This window comes from Pseudomonas sp. JE3303 (assembly GCF_056312565.1).
Genome location: NZ_JBWGIF010000006.1, coordinates 75,177 through 90,909, shown reverse-complemented (window position 1 = coordinate 90,909; position 15,733 = coordinate 75,177). Strand labels below are relative to the sequence as shown.

Sequence of the window (15,733 nt, the reverse complement as noted above, 5' to 3'; positions counted from 1 at the left end):
ATGGACATCGATCAGGCCCGTACCTTCCTGGAAATCGTGCGTTGCGGCAGCCTGGTCGCGGCGGCCGAGCGCCTGCATGTGTCACAGACCGCCATCACCGCGCGGGTGCAACGCCTGGAGCAGCAGCTGGGTTGCCTGTTGTTCACCCGCAGCCGCACGGGCGCCAGCCTCACCCGTGACGGGGAGGCGTTCGTGCCCTACGCCAACCTGCTGGTGCAGACCTGGGAAGCGGCCCGCCGTGACCTGCCACTGCCGCCTGGGCGCCAGCAGGTGCTGCACCTTGGCGGTGAAGTGAGCCTGGGTAATCCGATGATGCTCGACTGGGTCAGTGCGCTGCACCGCGAGCTGCCCAGCCACGCGATCCGCAGCGAGGTGAGTGACGGCGAGTCGTTGCTGCGCAAGGTCGAGCTGGGCCTGCTCGATGCCGCGCTGGTCTACCAGCCGACCTACGGCCCCGGGCTTCAGGTGGAGCAGTTGATGGAGGAAAAACTGATCCGCGTGCGCCGGGTCGGCCAGCCGGAGCCGTATATCTACATCGACTGGGGGGAGGCGTTCCGGCGCCAGCACGACGCCGCCCTGCCCGACTGCGCGCGCCCGGCCCTGAGCTTCAACCTGGGTCCGCTGGCCCTGCAATTCATCCTCGACCAGGGCGGCAGCGGCTACTTCCGTACCCGCGTGGTGCAGGCCTATCTGGACAATGGGGTGTTCGAGCGGGTGCCGCAAGCGCCTGAATTCACCTACCCGACATTTCTGGTCTATGCCCGCGAGCGCGACAGCGAAGCCCTGCAGCAGGCCTTCAGGCTCCTCCGCGGACTGGTGTCGAGCGAGGCCTGTGACTGGTCACAGCGCTGGGACCCGCTGGTCTGAACGCGATGCGCTGCTGAGCAGGTGGCGCTTGAGGCCGGCGATCAGGTCGGTCTGGGTGATGACCCCTACCAGGCTGTCGCCGTCGAGCACCGGCAGGCAGTGCAGGCCTTGCTCGCTGAGCAGCGGCAGCAAGCGCTCCAGCGGATGCTGGCTGCCGACGCTGACTACCCGGCGGCTCATGACCTGGGCCATGCGCACCGGCTTGCGCCGCCAGCTGAACCCGCCACGGGCCATGGCCGGGCCAACGAGGTCGCTGAGGCTGACAATACCCACCAGCCGCCCTTCATCGAGCACGGGCAGCGTCTTGAGATGATGGCCCTCGAGCATTTTCCAGGCCTGCTCGAGGGTGGTTCGCGGTGAGGCGAATTGTACATCGCGGGACATCACCGAAGCCGCGGTAATACCGCCGAGGCTGCGTTGCAGCGCGTGTTCCTCGGTGGCCTGGATGATCCGCTCCAGCTCATCCCGGGTGACGTCGACGAACTCGCCGATCTCTTCCAGCGCCTGGTCGAGGTCCTCGCCGCTGACACCGACGCGCGCCCCGGGCAATGGATCATGGGTGTGGTGCAGGTCCTTTCGCGGCATTGCCCGCTTGGGATAGCGAACGCCCGTCAGACGGTTGTAGAGGATCGCCACGGCGACCAGGATCAAGGCATTGAGCATGATCGGCTGGAGCAGGTGGTCGCCCAGCGACACCAGGCCGGCATCGGCCAGCACCGCGCTTACGGCCACACCGCCGCCGGGTGGATGCAGGCAGCGCAGCACGCACATCACCCCGATGGACAGCCCCAGGGCAGCAGCGGCAACCCACAGCTCGGCCCCGAAACCGTAGCGCATGGCCAGGCCCACCGCACCCGCGCTGGCATAGCTGCCGAGTACCGGCCAGGGTTGCGCCAGCGGCCCGGAATGCACGGCGAACACCAGTACCGCAGAGGCCGCCAGCGGACCCAGCAGGTGCAGGGCCACCGAGTTGCCGAACACCATGCTGCAGAGCCAGCCGGCGAGAAACAGGCCGATCAAGGCGCCAATCCCGGCACGCAGCCATTCTTTCGGGGGGATGTTCAGGTGTGGAGGCAACCAGCGTTGCAGGCGACTTGCGGAGCGAGGGGAAGACATGGCGGCGATCGGCTTATCTGGTAAAAAAGAAAGCCCAGCGCAACCTGCCTGGGCTCTGCGCTGCCATCGGCAGTCGCGCAAAGGGTTCCGTCCGTGGAGATGGAAACTGTGAACATTGCGCGGCGATTGTGCCGGGACGGTGCAGCGGGGGCCAATTCAAAAAACTGCGCCTGGACTGCAATTTTTTTGCAGCCAGGTGGATTCAGGCAGGTTCAGCGGGCCTTGCGGGGCAGCCCGAGGCTTACCCGCAGCCCTCCAAGAGGGCTTTCGAGCAGGATCAGTTGACCACCCCAGGCATCGACGATGTCGCGCACGATGCCCAGGCCAAGGCCGTGGCCGTTGACCTGCTCGTCCAGCCGCGAGCCGCGCTCCAATACCTGCTGGCGCGCCTCCTGCGGGATGCCCGGGCCGTCATCGTCCACCCACAGCTGGTAGCACTGTGCGGTCGCTGCGATGCCCAGGCGCACTTCGCTGTCGGCCCACTTGCAGGCGTTGTCGAGCAGGTTTCCCAGCAGTTCCAGCAGGTCCTCCCGGTCCCATGGCAAGTGCAGGCCCGGGGCGACGTCGGCCTCGAGCAGCAGCCCTTCGCCATGGATCATCCCGAGCGTGGCCAGCAGGCCTGGCAGCTCGGCGTCGCAGTCGAACTGCGCGCCGGGCAGCGCATCACCGGCAAGCCGCGCACGAGTGAGCTCACGCTCCAGGCGTTGCTGGATCTGCTGCAGTTGCTCGCGCAGTTGCGCCCGAACTTCGGGCAGGTCTCGCAGGCGCTCGCTGGACGCGAGGCTGAGCAGCACCGCCAGGGGGGTTTTCAAGGCGTGGCCAAGGTTGCCAAGGGCGTTGCGGGAGCGGCGCAGGCTGTCCTCGGTATGCGCAAGCAGGTGGTTGATCTGCGCCACCAGCGGCTCCAGTTCGCTGGGAACGTGGGTATCGAGCTGCGAGCGCTGACCTTGCTGCAGTTGCGCGATCTGCTCGCGGGCGCGGTCCAGCGGTCGCAGCGAGCGTTTGACGGTAATGCGTTGCAGCACCAGGATCAGGATCAGCGCCAGCAGGCCAAGGCCCAGCCCGATCTGCTGCATGCGCCGAAAACCGTCGCGCACGGGCGAGTAGTCCTGGGCCACGCTGATCGAGATGGCCTTGCCCAGGCGCCGGTAATCGGCACGCAGCACCAGCAGTTGCTGGCCTTCCGGGCCCAGTTCCAGTCCTGCTTCAAGGCCAGGTTCGCCTGGCCGGGGCATTTCGAGGTCCCACAGCGAGCGCGAGCGCCAGTGGCCCTCGTCGAAGTCGATGCGAAAGTAATACCCTGAGAACGGCCGCTGGTACGCCGAGGACACACGCCGCTCATCCAGCTGGATGCCATTCGGACCATGCACGAGTGCCACCAGCAGGTTTTCGCTTTCCTTGCGCAGGCCGGTCTCCAGGTAACGCTGCAGGCCAGCCTCGAACAACCAGAGGCTCAACTGCGCCAGTGCCAGGCCAACCACCACCAGTACCGCGATCAGCCCCAGGCTCAGGCGCGCCTGGATCGACTTCACTCGCCGCTCCCGGCATAGCGATAGCCCTGGCCCCGGCGGGTCTCGATGACGCTGCGCCCCAGCTTGCGGCGCAGATGGTTGACGTGTACTTCAAGTACGTTGGAGTCGCGCTCGGTCTCGCCATCGTAGAGGTGCTCGGCGAGGTGGCTCTTGGAGAGGATCTGCTGGGGGTGCAGCATGAAGTAGCGCAGCAGCCGGAACTCGGCGGCGGTCAGCTGGATATCGACGCCTTCGCGGGTCACGCACTGGCGGCTCTCGTCAAGGTGCAGCCCGGCCGCCTCCAGTGTCGGCTGGTTGGCCAGGCCACGGGCGCGGCGCAACAGCGCCTGGATCCGCAGTTGCAGTTCTTCGGGGTGGAAGGGTTTGCTGAGGTAGTCATCGGCGCCGGCCTTGAGCCCCTCGATGCGCTCGGCCCAGGAGCCGCGTGCGGTGAGAATGAGCACGGGTGTCACCAGCCCCCCGGCACGCCACTGGCTGAGCACCTCGAGGCCTGGCAGGCCGGGTAGGCCCAAGTCAAGGATGATCAGGTCGTAGGGCTCGCTCTGGCCCTGGTACACCGCATCACGGCCATCTGCCAGCCAGTCCATGGCGTAGCCCTGGCGCTGCAGGCTGGCGGTCAGTTCGTCGGCCAGGGGGACGTTGTCCTCCACCAATAGCAGGCGCATTCAGTCGTCTTCCTCGTCTTTGAGCAATGCCCCGGTGCTGGCGTCGAGCTTGATCTCGCGCACCACGCCGGCGGGTGTCAGCAGTTCGACTTCGTATTGGTAGCGGTCATCGTCCTCTTCGAGCTCCGCCTCCAGCAATCGCGCCCCGGGGTAACGCCCCATGGCGGATTCGAGCAGCTGTTCGAGCGGCAGGATGATGCCCTTTTGCCGCAGCTCAAGGGCCTCGTCCTGGTCAAGGTCACGGGACAAGGCCAGCGACGAGGCGGCCAGCGAACCGCCGGCCAACAGCGCGGTAATCAGGAACCGCGCCGTGCAGTGCGTTCGGCTCATCAGCTGTCCCGTTCGTCCTTGAGCACTTCAGCGGTCTTGGCGTCGAGGTCGACGTCCCATTCGACGTTCTGGCCATCACGCAGCTCCACCTTGTAGATGTAGCGGCCGTAGCTGTCTTCGAGCTCGGTGTCGGTGACGGTCGCGCCAGGGTGCTTGGCCAGTGCCGCGGCCTTGAGCTCGTCGAGCGGCTTGATGGTCTTGTCGTTGACCAGCTTGACGGCCTGGTCGAGCTGGACGTCCTTGGCCAGCGCAACGTTGGCGCCGAAGGTCAGAGTCGCGGCGGTAAACAGGGCAGTCAGGGTTTTCATGATGTGTCTCCATCGAATGGGTCAAGTTGTCTACGGGATCAAGATTACCCTCCCGGCCCTTAACTCAAGCTGAAAACAACTGGCGGCATGATAGCGCATGCATCTGCAACCGCTGTAGCGGTCATGCTGTTAAACTGCATGCCAGCATTGGTTCTACAGAGTTGATACAGCGTGGAAATCTTCAAGGAATTTACTTTCGAATCGGCCCACCGCCTGCCTAACGTCGCCCCGGGCCACAAGTGCGGCCGCCTGCATGGCCATTCGTTCAAGGTCGCCCTGCACCTGACTGGCCCGCTCGATCCACATACTGGCTGGATCCGCGACTTCTCCGAGATCAAGGCCGTGTTCAAGCCGATCTACGAGCAGCTGGACCACAACTACCTCAACGATATCCCAGGCCTTGAAAACCCCACCAGCGAAGTCATCGCCAAGTGGATCTGGGAACAGGTCAAGCCGCTGTTGCCTGAATTGTCCAAGGTGCGGATCCACGAGACCTGCACCAGCGGCTGCGAATACACCGGCGACTAATCCCGCCGGGGGCTGGGATGCGGCGGTACCGGCAGGTGGGTAATCTGCAGGATGATCCGCCCTTCCTCGCCATCGTGAGTGTTCAGGTAATAGCGGTTGTCCTCAAACAGGCGCCTGGCGCGGCCACCGTGCAAGCTGACCAGCCTGACGTTGCTTGTCAGATCGCCAACTGCGGCGCCCGCCGGGTCGAAGCCTTCCAGCCGCCAGATCATGCTTCCGTTCGCCAGTGGGTCTTCCCCGGCCGGCACTCCGGTATGGTAGAAACCCAGGTAGCCGTTGCGGCTCACGTCCAGCCGCCGCTCCAGGTTCGGCCACTCACTGGCCTCGTTGCCAACGTAGGCGGTGCGGATCTCGTAGTCGTACGCGTCGCCGGTCTGGTAGACCCCGAACCAGAAGTGATTGATTTCAAGCTTCTCGCCGATGAGCCGTTCGGCAAGGCTGCGCAGGCGATGACGGCCGGCAAATAGCCAGCCATCCTTGGTGTCCCACGTCATGGTGTCGTTGAGCTTGGTCCACAGGGGCTTCAGCCAATCGGTGTCCTTGTCCAGATCTTGTGGCTGAAACTGATGATCGCTGCTCTGCCAGTAGCATCGGGCGACGAAGCACAGGTCTGGCTGGAATTCGTAGTAACTCATGGGAACGCTCTTGCACGGTTGATGGCAAGCGTGAACCTAGCCGAGGGTTTCCACCGGGGGCAGCGGGAAACCCGCTACTCCAAGGCATCCTTGAGAAACGCAGGGGCGATGTAGCGCTGGTAGTGCGCCTCGGAAAGCAGAAAGAACTCCCGGTCGATGGCATCGCGCAGGCGCGGCAGCTCCCAGTCTCGAAATTCCGGCATGAGCACCATGCCGTAGGCTTCGATGTCGCGGATCACCCGCGCGCCACGGGCGATCAGCTGGTAGGCCCAGCAATACGGCGACTGATTGGGCAAAAAGCGGATGGCTCGCTGCTCGAGTTGCAGGCGCAGGCGCGCGGTGTCGAATATTTCGAGCTTGGCTTCCATCACCTGCACCAGCAGCAGCTCGAGGCGCAGCCAGACCGCGCGTTTTTCGTCTTCGTTGTAGCCATTCCAGTGGATCACTTCGTGGTGGAAACGCTTGCAGCCGCGGCACACCAGATCCCCGTAGACCGTGGAACACAGCCCGACGCAGGGGGTTTTGATTGACTGATTGGACATGGAAAAACAACGGCCTGGCGGTGAGACAGACGCGTATGTTAGCCCTTTGTCTAACAGGGGTCACTCGTTAAAGTCCTCGCACCTGCCTTACCTTTGTCGAGGTTTTGCCGTAGAATCGGCCGGCCTTTTCAAAGGCAGCAATGTCCGTTGGAAGCTGTTTTCAAAGCGTCACGAGCACAGTAGATCCAGTAGAACGGTGTTGGCTCGATGCAAACGCACAGCGGTTGCTTCGCGCCAGCCCTCATCAGCCCTCCGTTCTGCAGGCGTAAAACTTTGAAAGCAGCTTCTGTAAGGATTTCCTGCAACCCTGGCTGGGCGGCTCAAAAAGCCGTATTGCGCACGGGTGCCGGAATTTCTGGATGAGCGTCCCGGACACTCCTTTGGGACCACTGATGAGGGTAATAACTGTGCTTGAAGCCTACCGCAAACACATCGAAGAGCGTGCCGCCCAGGGTATCGTGCCCCAGCCGCTTAACGCCGAACAAACTGCAGGCCTGGTCGAGCTGCTGAAAAACCCGCCAGCGGGCGAAGAAGCCTTCCTCGTCGACCTGATCACCAACCGCATACCGCCAGGTGTCGACGAAGCTGCCTACGTCAAGGCCGGCTTCCTGTCTGCCGTTGCCAAGGGCGAGACCAAGTCCCCCCTGATCGACCGCAAGCGCGCCACCGAACTGCTGGGCACCATGCAAGGTGGCTACAACATCGCCACCTTGGTCGAGCTGCTGGATGACGCCGAACTGGGCGCCGTCGCCGCCGAACAGCTCAAGTTCACCCTGCTGATGTTCGATGCCTTCCACGACGTCGCCGAAAAGGCCAAGGCGGGCAACGCCCACGCCAAGGCCGTGCTCGACTCCTGGGCTGCTGGCGAGTGGTTCACCGGCAAGCCGGCCATCGCCGACAAGTACACCCTGACCGTGTTCAAGGTGCCGGGCGAAACCAACACCGACGACCTGTCCCCTGCCCCGGACGCCTGGTCGCGCCCTGATATCCCGCTGCACGCACTCGCCATGCTGAAGATGGCCCGCGACGGCATCACTCCAGAGCAGCCAGGCTCGATCGGTCCGCTCAAGCAGATCGAGGAAGTCCGTGCCAAAGGATTCCCGGTTGCCTACGTCGGTGACGTGGTAGGTACCGGTTCTTCGCGTAAATCGGCCACCAACTCGGTGCTGTGGTTCTTCGGCGACGACATCCCGCATGTGCCGAACAAGCGCGCCGGCGGCTTCTGCTTCGGTACCAAGATCGCCCCGATCTTCTACAACACCATGGAAGACGCCGGCGCCCTGCCGATCGAATTCGACTGCACCGACCTGGCCATGGGCGACGTCATCGACGTTTACCCATACAAGGGCGAAGTGCGCCGTCATGGCACCGACGAGTTGGTCACCACCTTCGCGCTCAAGACCGAAGTGCTGCTCGACGAAGTCCGCGCTGGCGGCCGTATCCCGCTGATCGTCGGCCGTGGCCTGACCGAAAAGGCGCGTACCGAACTGGGCCTGGGCGCGACCGACCTGTTCAAGCTGCCTGAAGCACCCGTCGATACCGGCAAGGGCTTCACCCTGGCGCAGAAGATGGTCGGCAAGGCCTGCGGCCTGCCTGAAAACCAGGGCGTGCGTCCCGGTACTTACTGCGAACCACGGATGACCACCGTCGGCTCCCAGGACACTACTGGCCCGATGACCCGCGACGAGCTGAAGGACCTGGCATGCCTGGGCTTCTCGGCCGATCTGGTCATGCAGTCGTTCTGCCACACTGCGGCCTATCCGAAGCCGATCGACGTCAACACCCACCACACCCTGCCGGATTTCATCCGCACCCGTGGCGGCGTGTCCCTGCGTCCTGGCGACGGCATTATCCACAGCTGGCTGAACCGCATGCTGATGCCGGACACCGTCGGCACCGGCGGCGACTCGCACACTCGCTTCCCGATCGGCATCTCGTTCCCGGCCGGTTCCGGCCTGGTGGCCTTCGCCGCCGCCACCGGCGTCATGCCGCTGGACATGCCAGAGTCGATCCTGGTGCGCTTCAAGGGCAAGCTGCAACCAGGCATCACCTTGCGTGACCTGGTGCATGCCATCCCTTACTACGCTATCCAGAAGGGCCTGCTGACTGTAGAGAAGAAAGGTAAGAAAAACGCCTTCTCCGGCCGCATCCTGGAAATCGAAGGCCTGGACGAGCTGACTGTCGAGCAAGCGTTCGAATTGTCCGACGCTTCGGCTGAGCGTTCCGCCGCAGGCTGCACCATCAAGCTGCCAGAAAAGGCCATCGCCGAGTATCTGCAGTCCAACATCACCCTGCTGCGCTGGATGATTGGCGAAGGCTACGGCGACCCACGCACCCTGGAGCGCCGCGCGCAAGCCATGGAAGCCTGGCTGGCCAACCCCGAGCTGCTGTCGGCCGACGCCGATGCCGAATACGCCGAGATCATCGAAATCGACCTGGCCGACGTCAAGGAGCCTGTGTTGTGCGCGCCGAACGACCCGGACGACGCCCGCCTGCTGTCGAGTGTCCAGGGCGAGAAGATCGACGAAGTGTTCATCGGTTCGTGCATGACCAACATCGGCCACTTCCGCGCTGCCGGCAAGTTGCTGGAGAAGGTCAAGGGTGGTATCCCGACCCGTCTGTGGCTGGCTCCGCCGACCAAGATGGACGCCCACCAGCTGACCGAGGAAGGCTACTACGGCATCTACGGCAAGGCTGGCGCGCGCATGGAAATGCCAGGCTGCTCGCTGTGCATGGGTAACCAGGCACGTGTGCAGACTGGCTCCACCGTGGTCTCCACTTCGACCCGTAACTTCCCGAACCGCCTGGGTGACGCGACCAACGTCTACCTGGCGTCGGCCGAGCTGGCCGCAGTGGCGTCGATCATCGGCAAGCTGCCGACCGTCGAGGAGTACATGGAGTACGCGAAGGACATCGACAGCATGGCTGCCGACGTCTACCGCTACCTGAGCTTCGACCAGATCGCCGAGTTCCGTGATGCGGCAGCCAATGCCAACATCCCGGTTGTCCAGGCGTAAGGCGTAGCCTGCAAGACCAGAGCCCCGGCAGCGATGCCGGGGCTTTTTTGTCAGTCTGGATTATCGGAGTTCATGCTTGCAGGTATGTTGGGATCGCAAAGCGGCGCCAATTGGCTTAACTGACTGGCACTGGGCTATGAACCGAGGACTGACTGCTGCTTTCTCTGTCTCCGGTTTTGCCAATGCATCACACCCGCTGCGACGAATGAAGCGAAACTTAGCATAGAAAAAAATACAATTCCTTCGAGGCATTTCCAGTTTTCTGTTTCGCTCACATATTGCCTGAGAGAAGAGTCATACAATACTTCATCACTTGTCGACAAGCTCCTGACTATTGGACCGGACGATGCCTTTTCGATTTCCACAAACAAAGGTGTAGCCGCATTGATATTGGCTGCATCATAACGCCCCTTGCGCACATAAACTCGGCGCCTGACTACGTGCCCATCTGGATCTTTGTAAGCAATCCTGAATGTGTGAATCGACCTGTCGTACTCCCATCTTTCAGGTTTGGATGCAAGAGAAGCTGGAATCCGCATCAAAGGTGCAACGATCGGCTCGGACTCTTCCTCCCAGTTCATCCAATACAAAGGTATGAACTGAAGAAAAGCACAACCGGCAAAAAACATGCACCTGACCCGCTTATGCGGCTCTAACGCCTGCATCATCTTAATCCAGGATTTCCACGTCACCATCAACAAGCCACTCACTTATGCAGATATGAATTGCTTTTCTAAGCTGTCAGTCAGCTCAGGACTAGCTAGCAGACGTTAGTGGATCAACGGCGCGCGATCGATAGGATGAGGGAGTTGTTGCTTGAGAAAAACTTCCGAAACAGATGTAGCCCTTCAACTCATTGAATGTGGGAATTTTCCATTCTCCCGGCATGTCGGCGCTAAAAGCTGCACGAGCGTGCAGCAATCCACTCATGCCTGAAAGAATCGCCCAGTGAGGGCATCGTGGCTCGTGGTCACGTTCAGGTGTATGAACTTGCCCTGTATCAGGCGAACCGCGACGACCAAGCCCAGCCTTGAATTAGGCTGGGCTGGTCGAGGAAGAGACAGACACCAGTTGCCTACACAGGAGCAGCGGCCATCTTCTCTGCGGCGCGTGATCAAATGCGATGCGCTTACTTACATGCCGCCAAATCCTCCATAGGCACACGCACCCAGCCCTCCATCAACACCCGCGCACTTCGACTCATGACCGCCTTGGTCACGACCCACTTCCCTGCAACCTGATGCGCCTCTGCGCCCACTCGCAAGGTGCCGGATGGGTGCCCGAAGCACACGGCAGAACGCTCGCCTCCACCGGCCGCCAGGTTTACCAGCGTCCCTGGTATCGCTGCGGCGGTCCCGATGGCGACTGCCGCAGTGCCCATCATGGCGTGGTGCAGCTTGCCCATCGACAGTGCCCGCACCAGCAGGTCGATGTCCTCGGCCTGCACGTTCTTGCCGCTGGAGGCGGCATAGCCAAGCGGCGGCGCGACGAAGGCCACCTTGGGGGTGTGCTGGCGTCCCGCAGCCTCCTCGATCGTCCCGATCAGCCCCATGCGCAGCGCACCCCAGGCGCGGATGGTCTCGAACAGTGCCAGTGCATCGGCGTCGCCATTGATCGCATCCTGCAGCTCGGTGCCGTCGTAGCCGACCTCGCCCGCATTGACGAAGATGGTCGGGATGCCGGCATTGATCAGGGTGGCCTTGATGGTCCCCAGGCCCGGCACGTCCAGCTCGTCGACCAGGTTGCCGGTGGGAAACATGTCGCCTCCCTGGCCATCGTCGTCGGCGGCCGGTTCGAGGAATTCAAGCTGGACCTCGGCTGCCGGGAATGTCACCCCATCGAGCTCGAAGTCGCCGGTTTCCTGGACCTCGCCCTGGGTGATGGGCACATGGGCAACGATTGTCTTGCCGATATTGGCTTGCCAGATGCGCACGGTGGCGATGCCGTCATGGGGGATGCGCGCGGCGTCGACCAGGCCCGCGCTGATGGCAAAGGCACCCACCGCCGCCGACAGGTTGCCGCAGTTGCCACTCCAGTCGACGAAGGCCTGGTCGATCGAGACCTGGCCGAACAGGTAGTCGACGTCGTGGCCAGGCTGGCTGGCAGGCGACAGGATGACGGTCTTGCTGGTACTCGAGGTGGCACCGCCCATGCCATCAATCTGCTTGCCGTACGGGTCGGGGCTGCCGATCACCCGAAGCATCAGGGCGTCGCGGGCCGGGCCGGGGGCCTGGGCCGAGGCCGGCAGGTCCTGGAGGCGGAAGAATACGCCTTTGCTGGTGCCGCCCCGCATGTATGTAGCAGGGATCTTCATTTGCGCTGCGTGTGTCATGCACTGGCCTCCAGAAAGTCCTGGGCGAAGCGCTGCAGCACACCGCCCGCTTCGTAGATCGAAACTTCTTCGGCGGTGTCCAGCCGGCAGGTGACCGGGACCTCCAGGCGCTCGCCGGTCTTGCGCGTGATCACCAGGGTCAGCGTCGCCTGCGGAGTACGTTGGCCAATCACATCGTAGACTTCACTGCCGTCGATGCCCAATGTCTTGCGGTCGACGCCTGGCTTGAACTCCAGCGGCAGCACGCCCATGCCCACCAGGTTGGTCCGGTGGATACGCTCGAAGCCTTCGGCGACGATGGCCTCGACGCCGGCCAGGCGTACACCTTTGGCAGCCCAGTCGCGGGACGAGCCCTGGCCATAGTCGGCACCGGCAACGATGATCAATGGCTGCTTGCGCTGCATGTAGGTCTCGATCGCCTCCCACATGCGGGTTACCTGCCCCTCTGGCTCGAGGCGCGTCAGCGAGCCCTGCCTGACCTTGCCATCCTGTACCACCATCTCGTTGAACAGCTTGGGGTTGGCGAAGGTGGCTCGCTGGGCGGTCAGGTGGTCACCGCGGTGAGTGGCGTAGGAGTTGAAGTCCTCCTCGGGAAGGCCCATTTTCGCCAGGTACTCGCCTGCCGCGCTGTCGGCCATGATGGCGTTGGAGGGCGACAGGTGGTCGGTGGTGATGTTGTCGGGCAGCACCGCCAGCGGGCGCATGCCGGTGAGGGTGCGCTCCCCCGCCAGGGCGCCTTCCCAGTACGGGGGGCGGCGGATGTAGGTGCTCATCGAGCGCCAATCGTACAGCGGAGCGACCTTGGGGCCGGTGTCCTCCTCGATGGCGAACATGGGGATGTAGACCTGGCGGAACTGCTCCGGCCTGACGGCGGCGCGCACCACTGCGTCGATTTCTTCGTCGGTTGGCCAGAGATCCTTCAAGCGGATCTCCTTGCCGTCGACTACGCCCAGCACATCCTTCTCGATATCGAAGCGGATGGTCCCGGCAATGGCATACGCCACCACCAGCGGTGGCGAGGCAAGGAACGCCTGCTTGGCGTAGGGATGGATGCGCCCGTCGAAGTTGCGGTTGCCCGAGAGTACTGCGGTGGCATACAGGTCGCGGTCGATGATCTCCTGCTGGATCGCCGGGTCCAGCGCGCCAGACATGCCATTGCAGGTGGTACACGCGAAGGCGACGATACCGAAGCCCAGTTGCTCCAGCTCCTGCTCCAGGCCCGCCGCTTCCAGGTACAGCTTCACTGTCTTGGAACCGGGCGCCAGGGACGACTTCACCCAGGGCTTGCGGGTCAGGCCGAGTCGGTTGGCATTGCGCGCCAGAAGACCTGCGGCGATGACGTTGCGCGGGTTGCTGGTGTTGGTGCAACTGGTGATCGCGGCGATGATCACGGCGCCATCCGGCATCTGCCCGGGCACGTCGTCCCATGCCCCGGCGATGCCCTTGGCCGCCAGGTCGCTGGTGGCCACGCGCGCGTGGGGGTTGGACGGCCCTGCCATGTTGCGGACCACGCTGGCCAAGTCGAAGCGCAGCACGCGCTCGTAGTCGGCATCGACCAGGCTGTCGGCCCACAGGCCAGCGGTCCTGGCGTAGGTCTCGACGAGTTTTACCTGCTGGTCTTCGCGGCCGGTCAGCCTCAGGTAGTCGAGGGTCTGCGGGTCGATGGCGAACATCGCCGCCGTGGCGCCATATTCCGGGGCCATGTTGGAAATCGTCGCGCGGTCGCCCAGGGTAAGCGCGCGGGCGCCCTCGCCATGGAACTCGAGATAGGCGCCAACCACCCGCTGCTTGCGCAGGAACTCCGTGAGGGCCAGTACCAGGTCAGTGGCGGTAATGCCGGGCTGCAGCTTGCCGGTCAGCTCCACGCCGACGATCTCCGGCAGGCGCATCCACGAGGCGCGGCCGAGCATGACGTTCTCGGCTTCCAGGCCGCCGACACCGATGGCAATCACGCCGAGGGCGTCGACATGCGGTGTATGGCTGTCGGTGCCGACGCAGGTGTCGGGGTAGGCTACGCCGCGATCGCTATGGATCACCGGCGACATTTTCTCCAGGTTGATCTGGTGCATGATGCCGTTGCCGGGCTGGATCACCTCGACGTTCTTGAAGGCCTTCTTGGTCCAGTTGATGAAGTGGAAGCGGTCCTCGTTGCGACGGTCTTCGATGGCGCGGTTCTTTTCGAAGGCCTGCGGATCGAAACCGCCGCATTCAACCGCCAGCGAGTGGTCGACGATCAGTTGCACCGGCACCACCGGGTTGACCTGCGCGGGGTCGCCGCCCATGTCGGCAATGGCATCACGCAGGCCGGCGAGGTCGACCAGCGCGGTCTGGCCGAGGATGTCGTGGCACACCACGCGCGCGGGGAACCAGGGGAAGTCGAGGTCGCGCTTGCGCTCGATCAACTGCTCCAGCGAGGCGTCGAGGGTGGCCGGGTCGCACCGGCGCACCAGGTTCTCGGCCAGTACGCGTGAGGTATACGGGAGCCGGTCGTAGGCACCGGGCTTGATCGCCTCGACAGCCGCACGGGCGTCGAAGTAGTCAAGGTCGGTACCTGGAAGGTTCTTGCGATAATTCTGGTTCATGGGCTCAGGACTCAATCACGGTGGGGTCCTGCAGGAGCGGCGGTTCGGCGCTCCTGCAGGAGACGGCGTAACGCCGTCGAGGCTCAGCGTTGCTCGATTGGCACGAACTTGCGCTGCTCTACGCCGGTGTATTCGGCGCTCGGTCTGATGATGCGATTGTTGGCACGCTGCTCGAACACGTGCGCCGCCCAGCCGGTCAGGCGCGAGCAGACAAAGATCGGGGTGAACAGCTTGGTCGGGATGCCCATGAAGTGGTACGCCGAGGCATGGTAGAAGTCGGCGTTGGGGAACAGTTTCTTCTGCTCCCACATGGTCTGGTCGATGGCTTCGGACACCGGGTACAGCACGGTATCGCCCGCCTCGTCGGCCAGCTGCTTCGACCACCCCTTGATCACCTCGTTGCGCGGGTCGGACTCTTTGTAGATGGCATGGCCGAAGCCCATGATCTTGTCCTTGCGCTCAAGCATCCTGAGCAGTTCGGCCACCGCTTCCTGAGGACTGCCGAAGCGCTCGATCAGCTCCATCGCCGCTTCATTGGCGCCGCCGTGCAACGGGCCGCGCAGGGTACCGATGGCCGCAGTGACGCAGGAGAACAGGTCGGACAGGGTCGAGGCGCAGACACGGGCGGTGAAGGTCGAGGCGTTGAATTCGTGCTCGGCGTAGAGGATCAGCGAGACGTTCATCACCTTGACGTGCAGGGCGGAGGGCTTCTTGCCATGCAACAGGTGCAGGAAGTGCCCGCCAAGGGTGGGCTCGTCGCTGGTGCAGGCAATGCGCACGCCGTGATGGCTGAAGCGGTACCAGTAGCACATGATCGCCGGGAACACGGCCAACAGGCGGTCGGTCTTTTCCCGCTGCAACTCGAAGGTGTGCTCGGGCTCCAGGGTGCCGAGCACCGAGCAGCCGGTGCGCATCACGTCCATCGGATGGGCAGTGGCGGGGATGCGCTCGAGCACTTCCTTCAGCGCCTGGGGCAGGTCGCGCTGCGCCTTGAGGCGGGTCTTGTACTCGTCCAGCTCGGCCTGGCCTGGCAGTTCGCCGTAGAGCAGCAGGTAGGCGACTTCCTCGAATTCGGCGTGGGCAGCGAGCTCGCGCACGTCATAGCCACGGTAGGTCAGGCCGGCGCCGGCCTGACCTACCGTCGAGAGTGCGGTCTGTCCTGCGACCTGTCCTCGCAGGCCTGCGCCGCTGAGTTGTTTTGCTTCGGCCATGGTGGTTCTCCATTTTTTAAATTGTTATGAGATGTTCTTGGCTAATCGGGGGTGTCGGTCAGGGCACC

The 15,733-nt window shown here is 63.4% G+C and carries 14 protein-coding genes; 3 read left to right on the top strand and 11 right to left on the bottom strand.

Annotated elements, in window-relative coordinates:
* Entirely contained in the window at nucleotides 1-867 is an 867-nt protein-coding gene (locus tag AC0ZZU_RS10190) for a LysR family transcriptional regulator (RefSeq protein ID WP_476340731.1), read from the top strand.
* Here the strand turns inward: AC0ZZU_RS10190 and AC0ZZU_RS10185 are convergent.
* From AC0ZZU_RS10185 to AC0ZZU_RS10165, 5 genes are all read right to left on the bottom strand, one after another.
* A complete protein-coding gene (locus AC0ZZU_RS10185) occupies nucleotides 841-1,983 on the bottom strand; it encodes an HPP family protein (RefSeq protein WP_476340431.1) in 1,143 nt (380 codons plus the stop codon). The two genes, AC0ZZU_RS10190 and AC0ZZU_RS10185, sit on opposite strands and share 27 nt — an antisense overlap.
* Before the next feature lie 212 nt (nucleotides 1,984-2,195).
* Nucleotides 2,196-3,515, bottom strand: a complete 1,320-nt coding sequence (locus AC0ZZU_RS10180) for a sensor histidine kinase (protein WP_476340430.1) — start codon at nucleotides 3,513-3,515, stop codon at nucleotides 2,196-2,198.
* The gene (locus tag AC0ZZU_RS10175) at nucleotides 3,512-4,180 is read right to left on the bottom strand and encodes a response regulator transcription factor (RefSeq protein WP_476340429.1); all 669 of its coding nucleotides are present in this window, start codon (nucleotides 4,178-4,180) and stop codon (nucleotides 3,512-3,514) included. The genes AC0ZZU_RS10180 and AC0ZZU_RS10175 overlap by 4 nt, the downstream gene beginning before the upstream one ends.
* Nucleotides 4,181-4,510 (bottom strand): PepSY domain-containing protein, encoded by a 330-nt coding sequence (locus AC0ZZU_RS10170; protein ID WP_476340428.1) that lies wholly within the window; start codon nucleotides 4,508-4,510, stop codon nucleotides 4,181-4,183.
* Nucleotides 4,510-4,818 carry a PepSY domain-containing protein gene (locus tag AC0ZZU_RS10165; protein ID WP_476340426.1) on the bottom strand — a complete coding sequence of 103 codons (309 nt, stop codon included), beginning with the start codon at nucleotides 4,816-4,818 and terminating at the stop codon, nucleotides 4,510-4,512. The genes AC0ZZU_RS10170 and AC0ZZU_RS10165 overlap by 1 nt, the downstream gene beginning before the upstream one ends.
* Before the next feature lie 171 nt (nucleotides 4,819-4,989).
* Here AC0ZZU_RS10165 and queD point away from each other — a divergent pair, with 171 nt between their 5' ends.
* The gene (gene queD / locus AC0ZZU_RS10160) at nucleotides 4,990-5,346 is read left to right on the top strand and encodes a 6-carboxytetrahydropterin synthase QueD (RefSeq protein ID WP_158460771.1); all 357 of its coding nucleotides are present in this window, start codon (nucleotides 4,990-4,992) and stop codon (nucleotides 5,344-5,346) included.
* Here the strand turns inward: queD and AC0ZZU_RS10155 are convergent.
* Both AC0ZZU_RS10155 and AC0ZZU_RS10150 read right to left on the bottom strand, forming a co-directional pair.
* Nucleotides 5,343-5,981: a hypothetical protein gene (locus AC0ZZU_RS10155; protein ID WP_476340424.1), complete on the bottom strand. Its 639-nt coding sequence runs from the start codon at nucleotides 5,979-5,981 to the stop codon at nucleotides 5,343-5,345. The two genes, queD and AC0ZZU_RS10155, sit on opposite strands and share 4 nt — an antisense overlap.
* Nucleotides 5,982-6,055: 74 nt before the next feature.
* Nucleotides 6,056-6,523, bottom strand: a complete 468-nt coding sequence (locus tag AC0ZZU_RS10150) for a DUF1289 domain-containing protein (RefSeq protein ID WP_476340422.1) — start codon at nucleotides 6,521-6,523, stop codon at nucleotides 6,056-6,058.
* A 407-nt stretch (nucleotides 6,524-6,930) separates the two neighbouring features.
* Here AC0ZZU_RS10150 and acnB point away from each other — a divergent pair, with 407 nt between their 5' ends.
* Nucleotides 6,931-9,540 (top strand): bifunctional aconitate hydratase 2/2-methylisocitrate dehydratase, encoded by a 2,610-nt coding sequence (gene acnB / locus AC0ZZU_RS10145; protein WP_476340729.1) that lies wholly within the window; start codon nucleotides 6,931-6,933, stop codon nucleotides 9,538-9,540.
* 134 nt (nucleotides 9,541-9,674) lie between these two features.
* Here acnB and AC0ZZU_RS10140 read toward each other — a convergent pair whose 3' ends face one another.
* From AC0ZZU_RS10140 to prpC, 4 genes are all read right to left on the bottom strand, one after another.
* A complete protein-coding gene (locus tag AC0ZZU_RS10140; RefSeq protein ID WP_476340421.1) occupies nucleotides 9,675-10,169 on the bottom strand; it encodes a hypothetical protein in 495 nt (164 codons plus the stop codon).
* A gap of 500 nt (nucleotides 10,170-10,669) precedes the next feature.
* Nucleotides 10,670-11,872, bottom strand: coding sequence for a 2-methylaconitate cis-trans isomerase PrpF (gene prpF / locus AC0ZZU_RS10135; protein WP_476340419.1), 1,203 nt, complete (start codon nucleotides 11,870-11,872; stop codon nucleotides 10,670-10,672).
* Entirely contained in the window at nucleotides 11,869-14,454 is a 2,586-nt protein-coding gene (gene acnD / locus AC0ZZU_RS10130; protein WP_476340418.1) for a Fe/S-dependent 2-methylisocitrate dehydratase AcnD, read from the bottom strand. The genes prpF and acnD overlap by 4 nt, the downstream gene beginning before the upstream one ends.
* Before the next feature lie 83 nt (nucleotides 14,455-14,537).
* Entirely contained in the window at nucleotides 14,538-15,665 is a 1,128-nt protein-coding gene (gene prpC, locus AC0ZZU_RS10125; protein WP_476340416.1) for a bifunctional 2-methylcitrate synthase/citrate synthase, read from the bottom strand.
* Nucleotides 15,666-15,733: the final 68 nt, after the last annotated feature.

Excerpts from the sequence above, each read along its gene's own strand:
- acnD (WP_476340418.1), bottom strand. The coding sequence starts at position 14,454 with ATGAACCAGAATTATCGCAAGAACCTTCCAGGTACCGACCTTGACTAC.
- prpC (WP_476340416.1), bottom strand. The coding sequence starts at position 15,665 with ATGGCCGAAGCAAAACAACTCAGCGGCGCAGGCCTGCGAGGACAGGTC.
- AC0ZZU_RS10165 (WP_476340426.1), bottom strand. The coding sequence starts at position 4,818 with ATGAAAACCCTGACTGCCCTGTTTACCGCCGCGACTCTGACCTTCGGC.
- AC0ZZU_RS10185 (WP_476340431.1), bottom strand. The coding sequence starts at position 1,983 with ATGTCTTCCCCTCGCTCCGCAAGTCGCCTGCAACGCTGGTTGCCTCCA.
- AC0ZZU_RS10190 (WP_476340731.1), top strand. The coding sequence starts at position 1 with ATGGACATCGATCAGGCCCGTACCTTCCTGGAAATCGTGCGTTGCGGC.
- AC0ZZU_RS10155 (WP_476340424.1), bottom strand. The coding sequence starts at position 5,981 with ATGAGTTACTACGAATTCCAGCCAGACCTGTGCTTCGTCGCCCGATGC.
- prpF (WP_476340419.1), bottom strand. The coding sequence starts at position 11,872 with ATGACACACGCAGCGCAAATGAAGATCCCTGCTACATACATGCGGGGC.
- AC0ZZU_RS10140 (WP_476340421.1), bottom strand. The coding sequence starts at position 10,169 with ATGTTTTTTGCCGGTTGTGCTTTTCTTCAGTTCATACCTTTGTATTGG.
- AC0ZZU_RS10150 (WP_476340422.1), bottom strand. The coding sequence starts at position 6,523 with ATGTCCAATCAGTCAATCAAAACCCCCTGCGTCGGGCTGTGTTCCACG.
- AC0ZZU_RS10175 (WP_476340429.1), bottom strand. The coding sequence starts at position 4,180 with ATGCGCCTGCTATTGGTGGAGGACAACGTCCCCCTGGCCGACGAACTG.
- AC0ZZU_RS10170 (WP_476340428.1), bottom strand. The coding sequence starts at position 4,510 with ATGAGCCGAACGCACTGCACGGCGCGGTTCCTGATTACCGCGCTGTTG.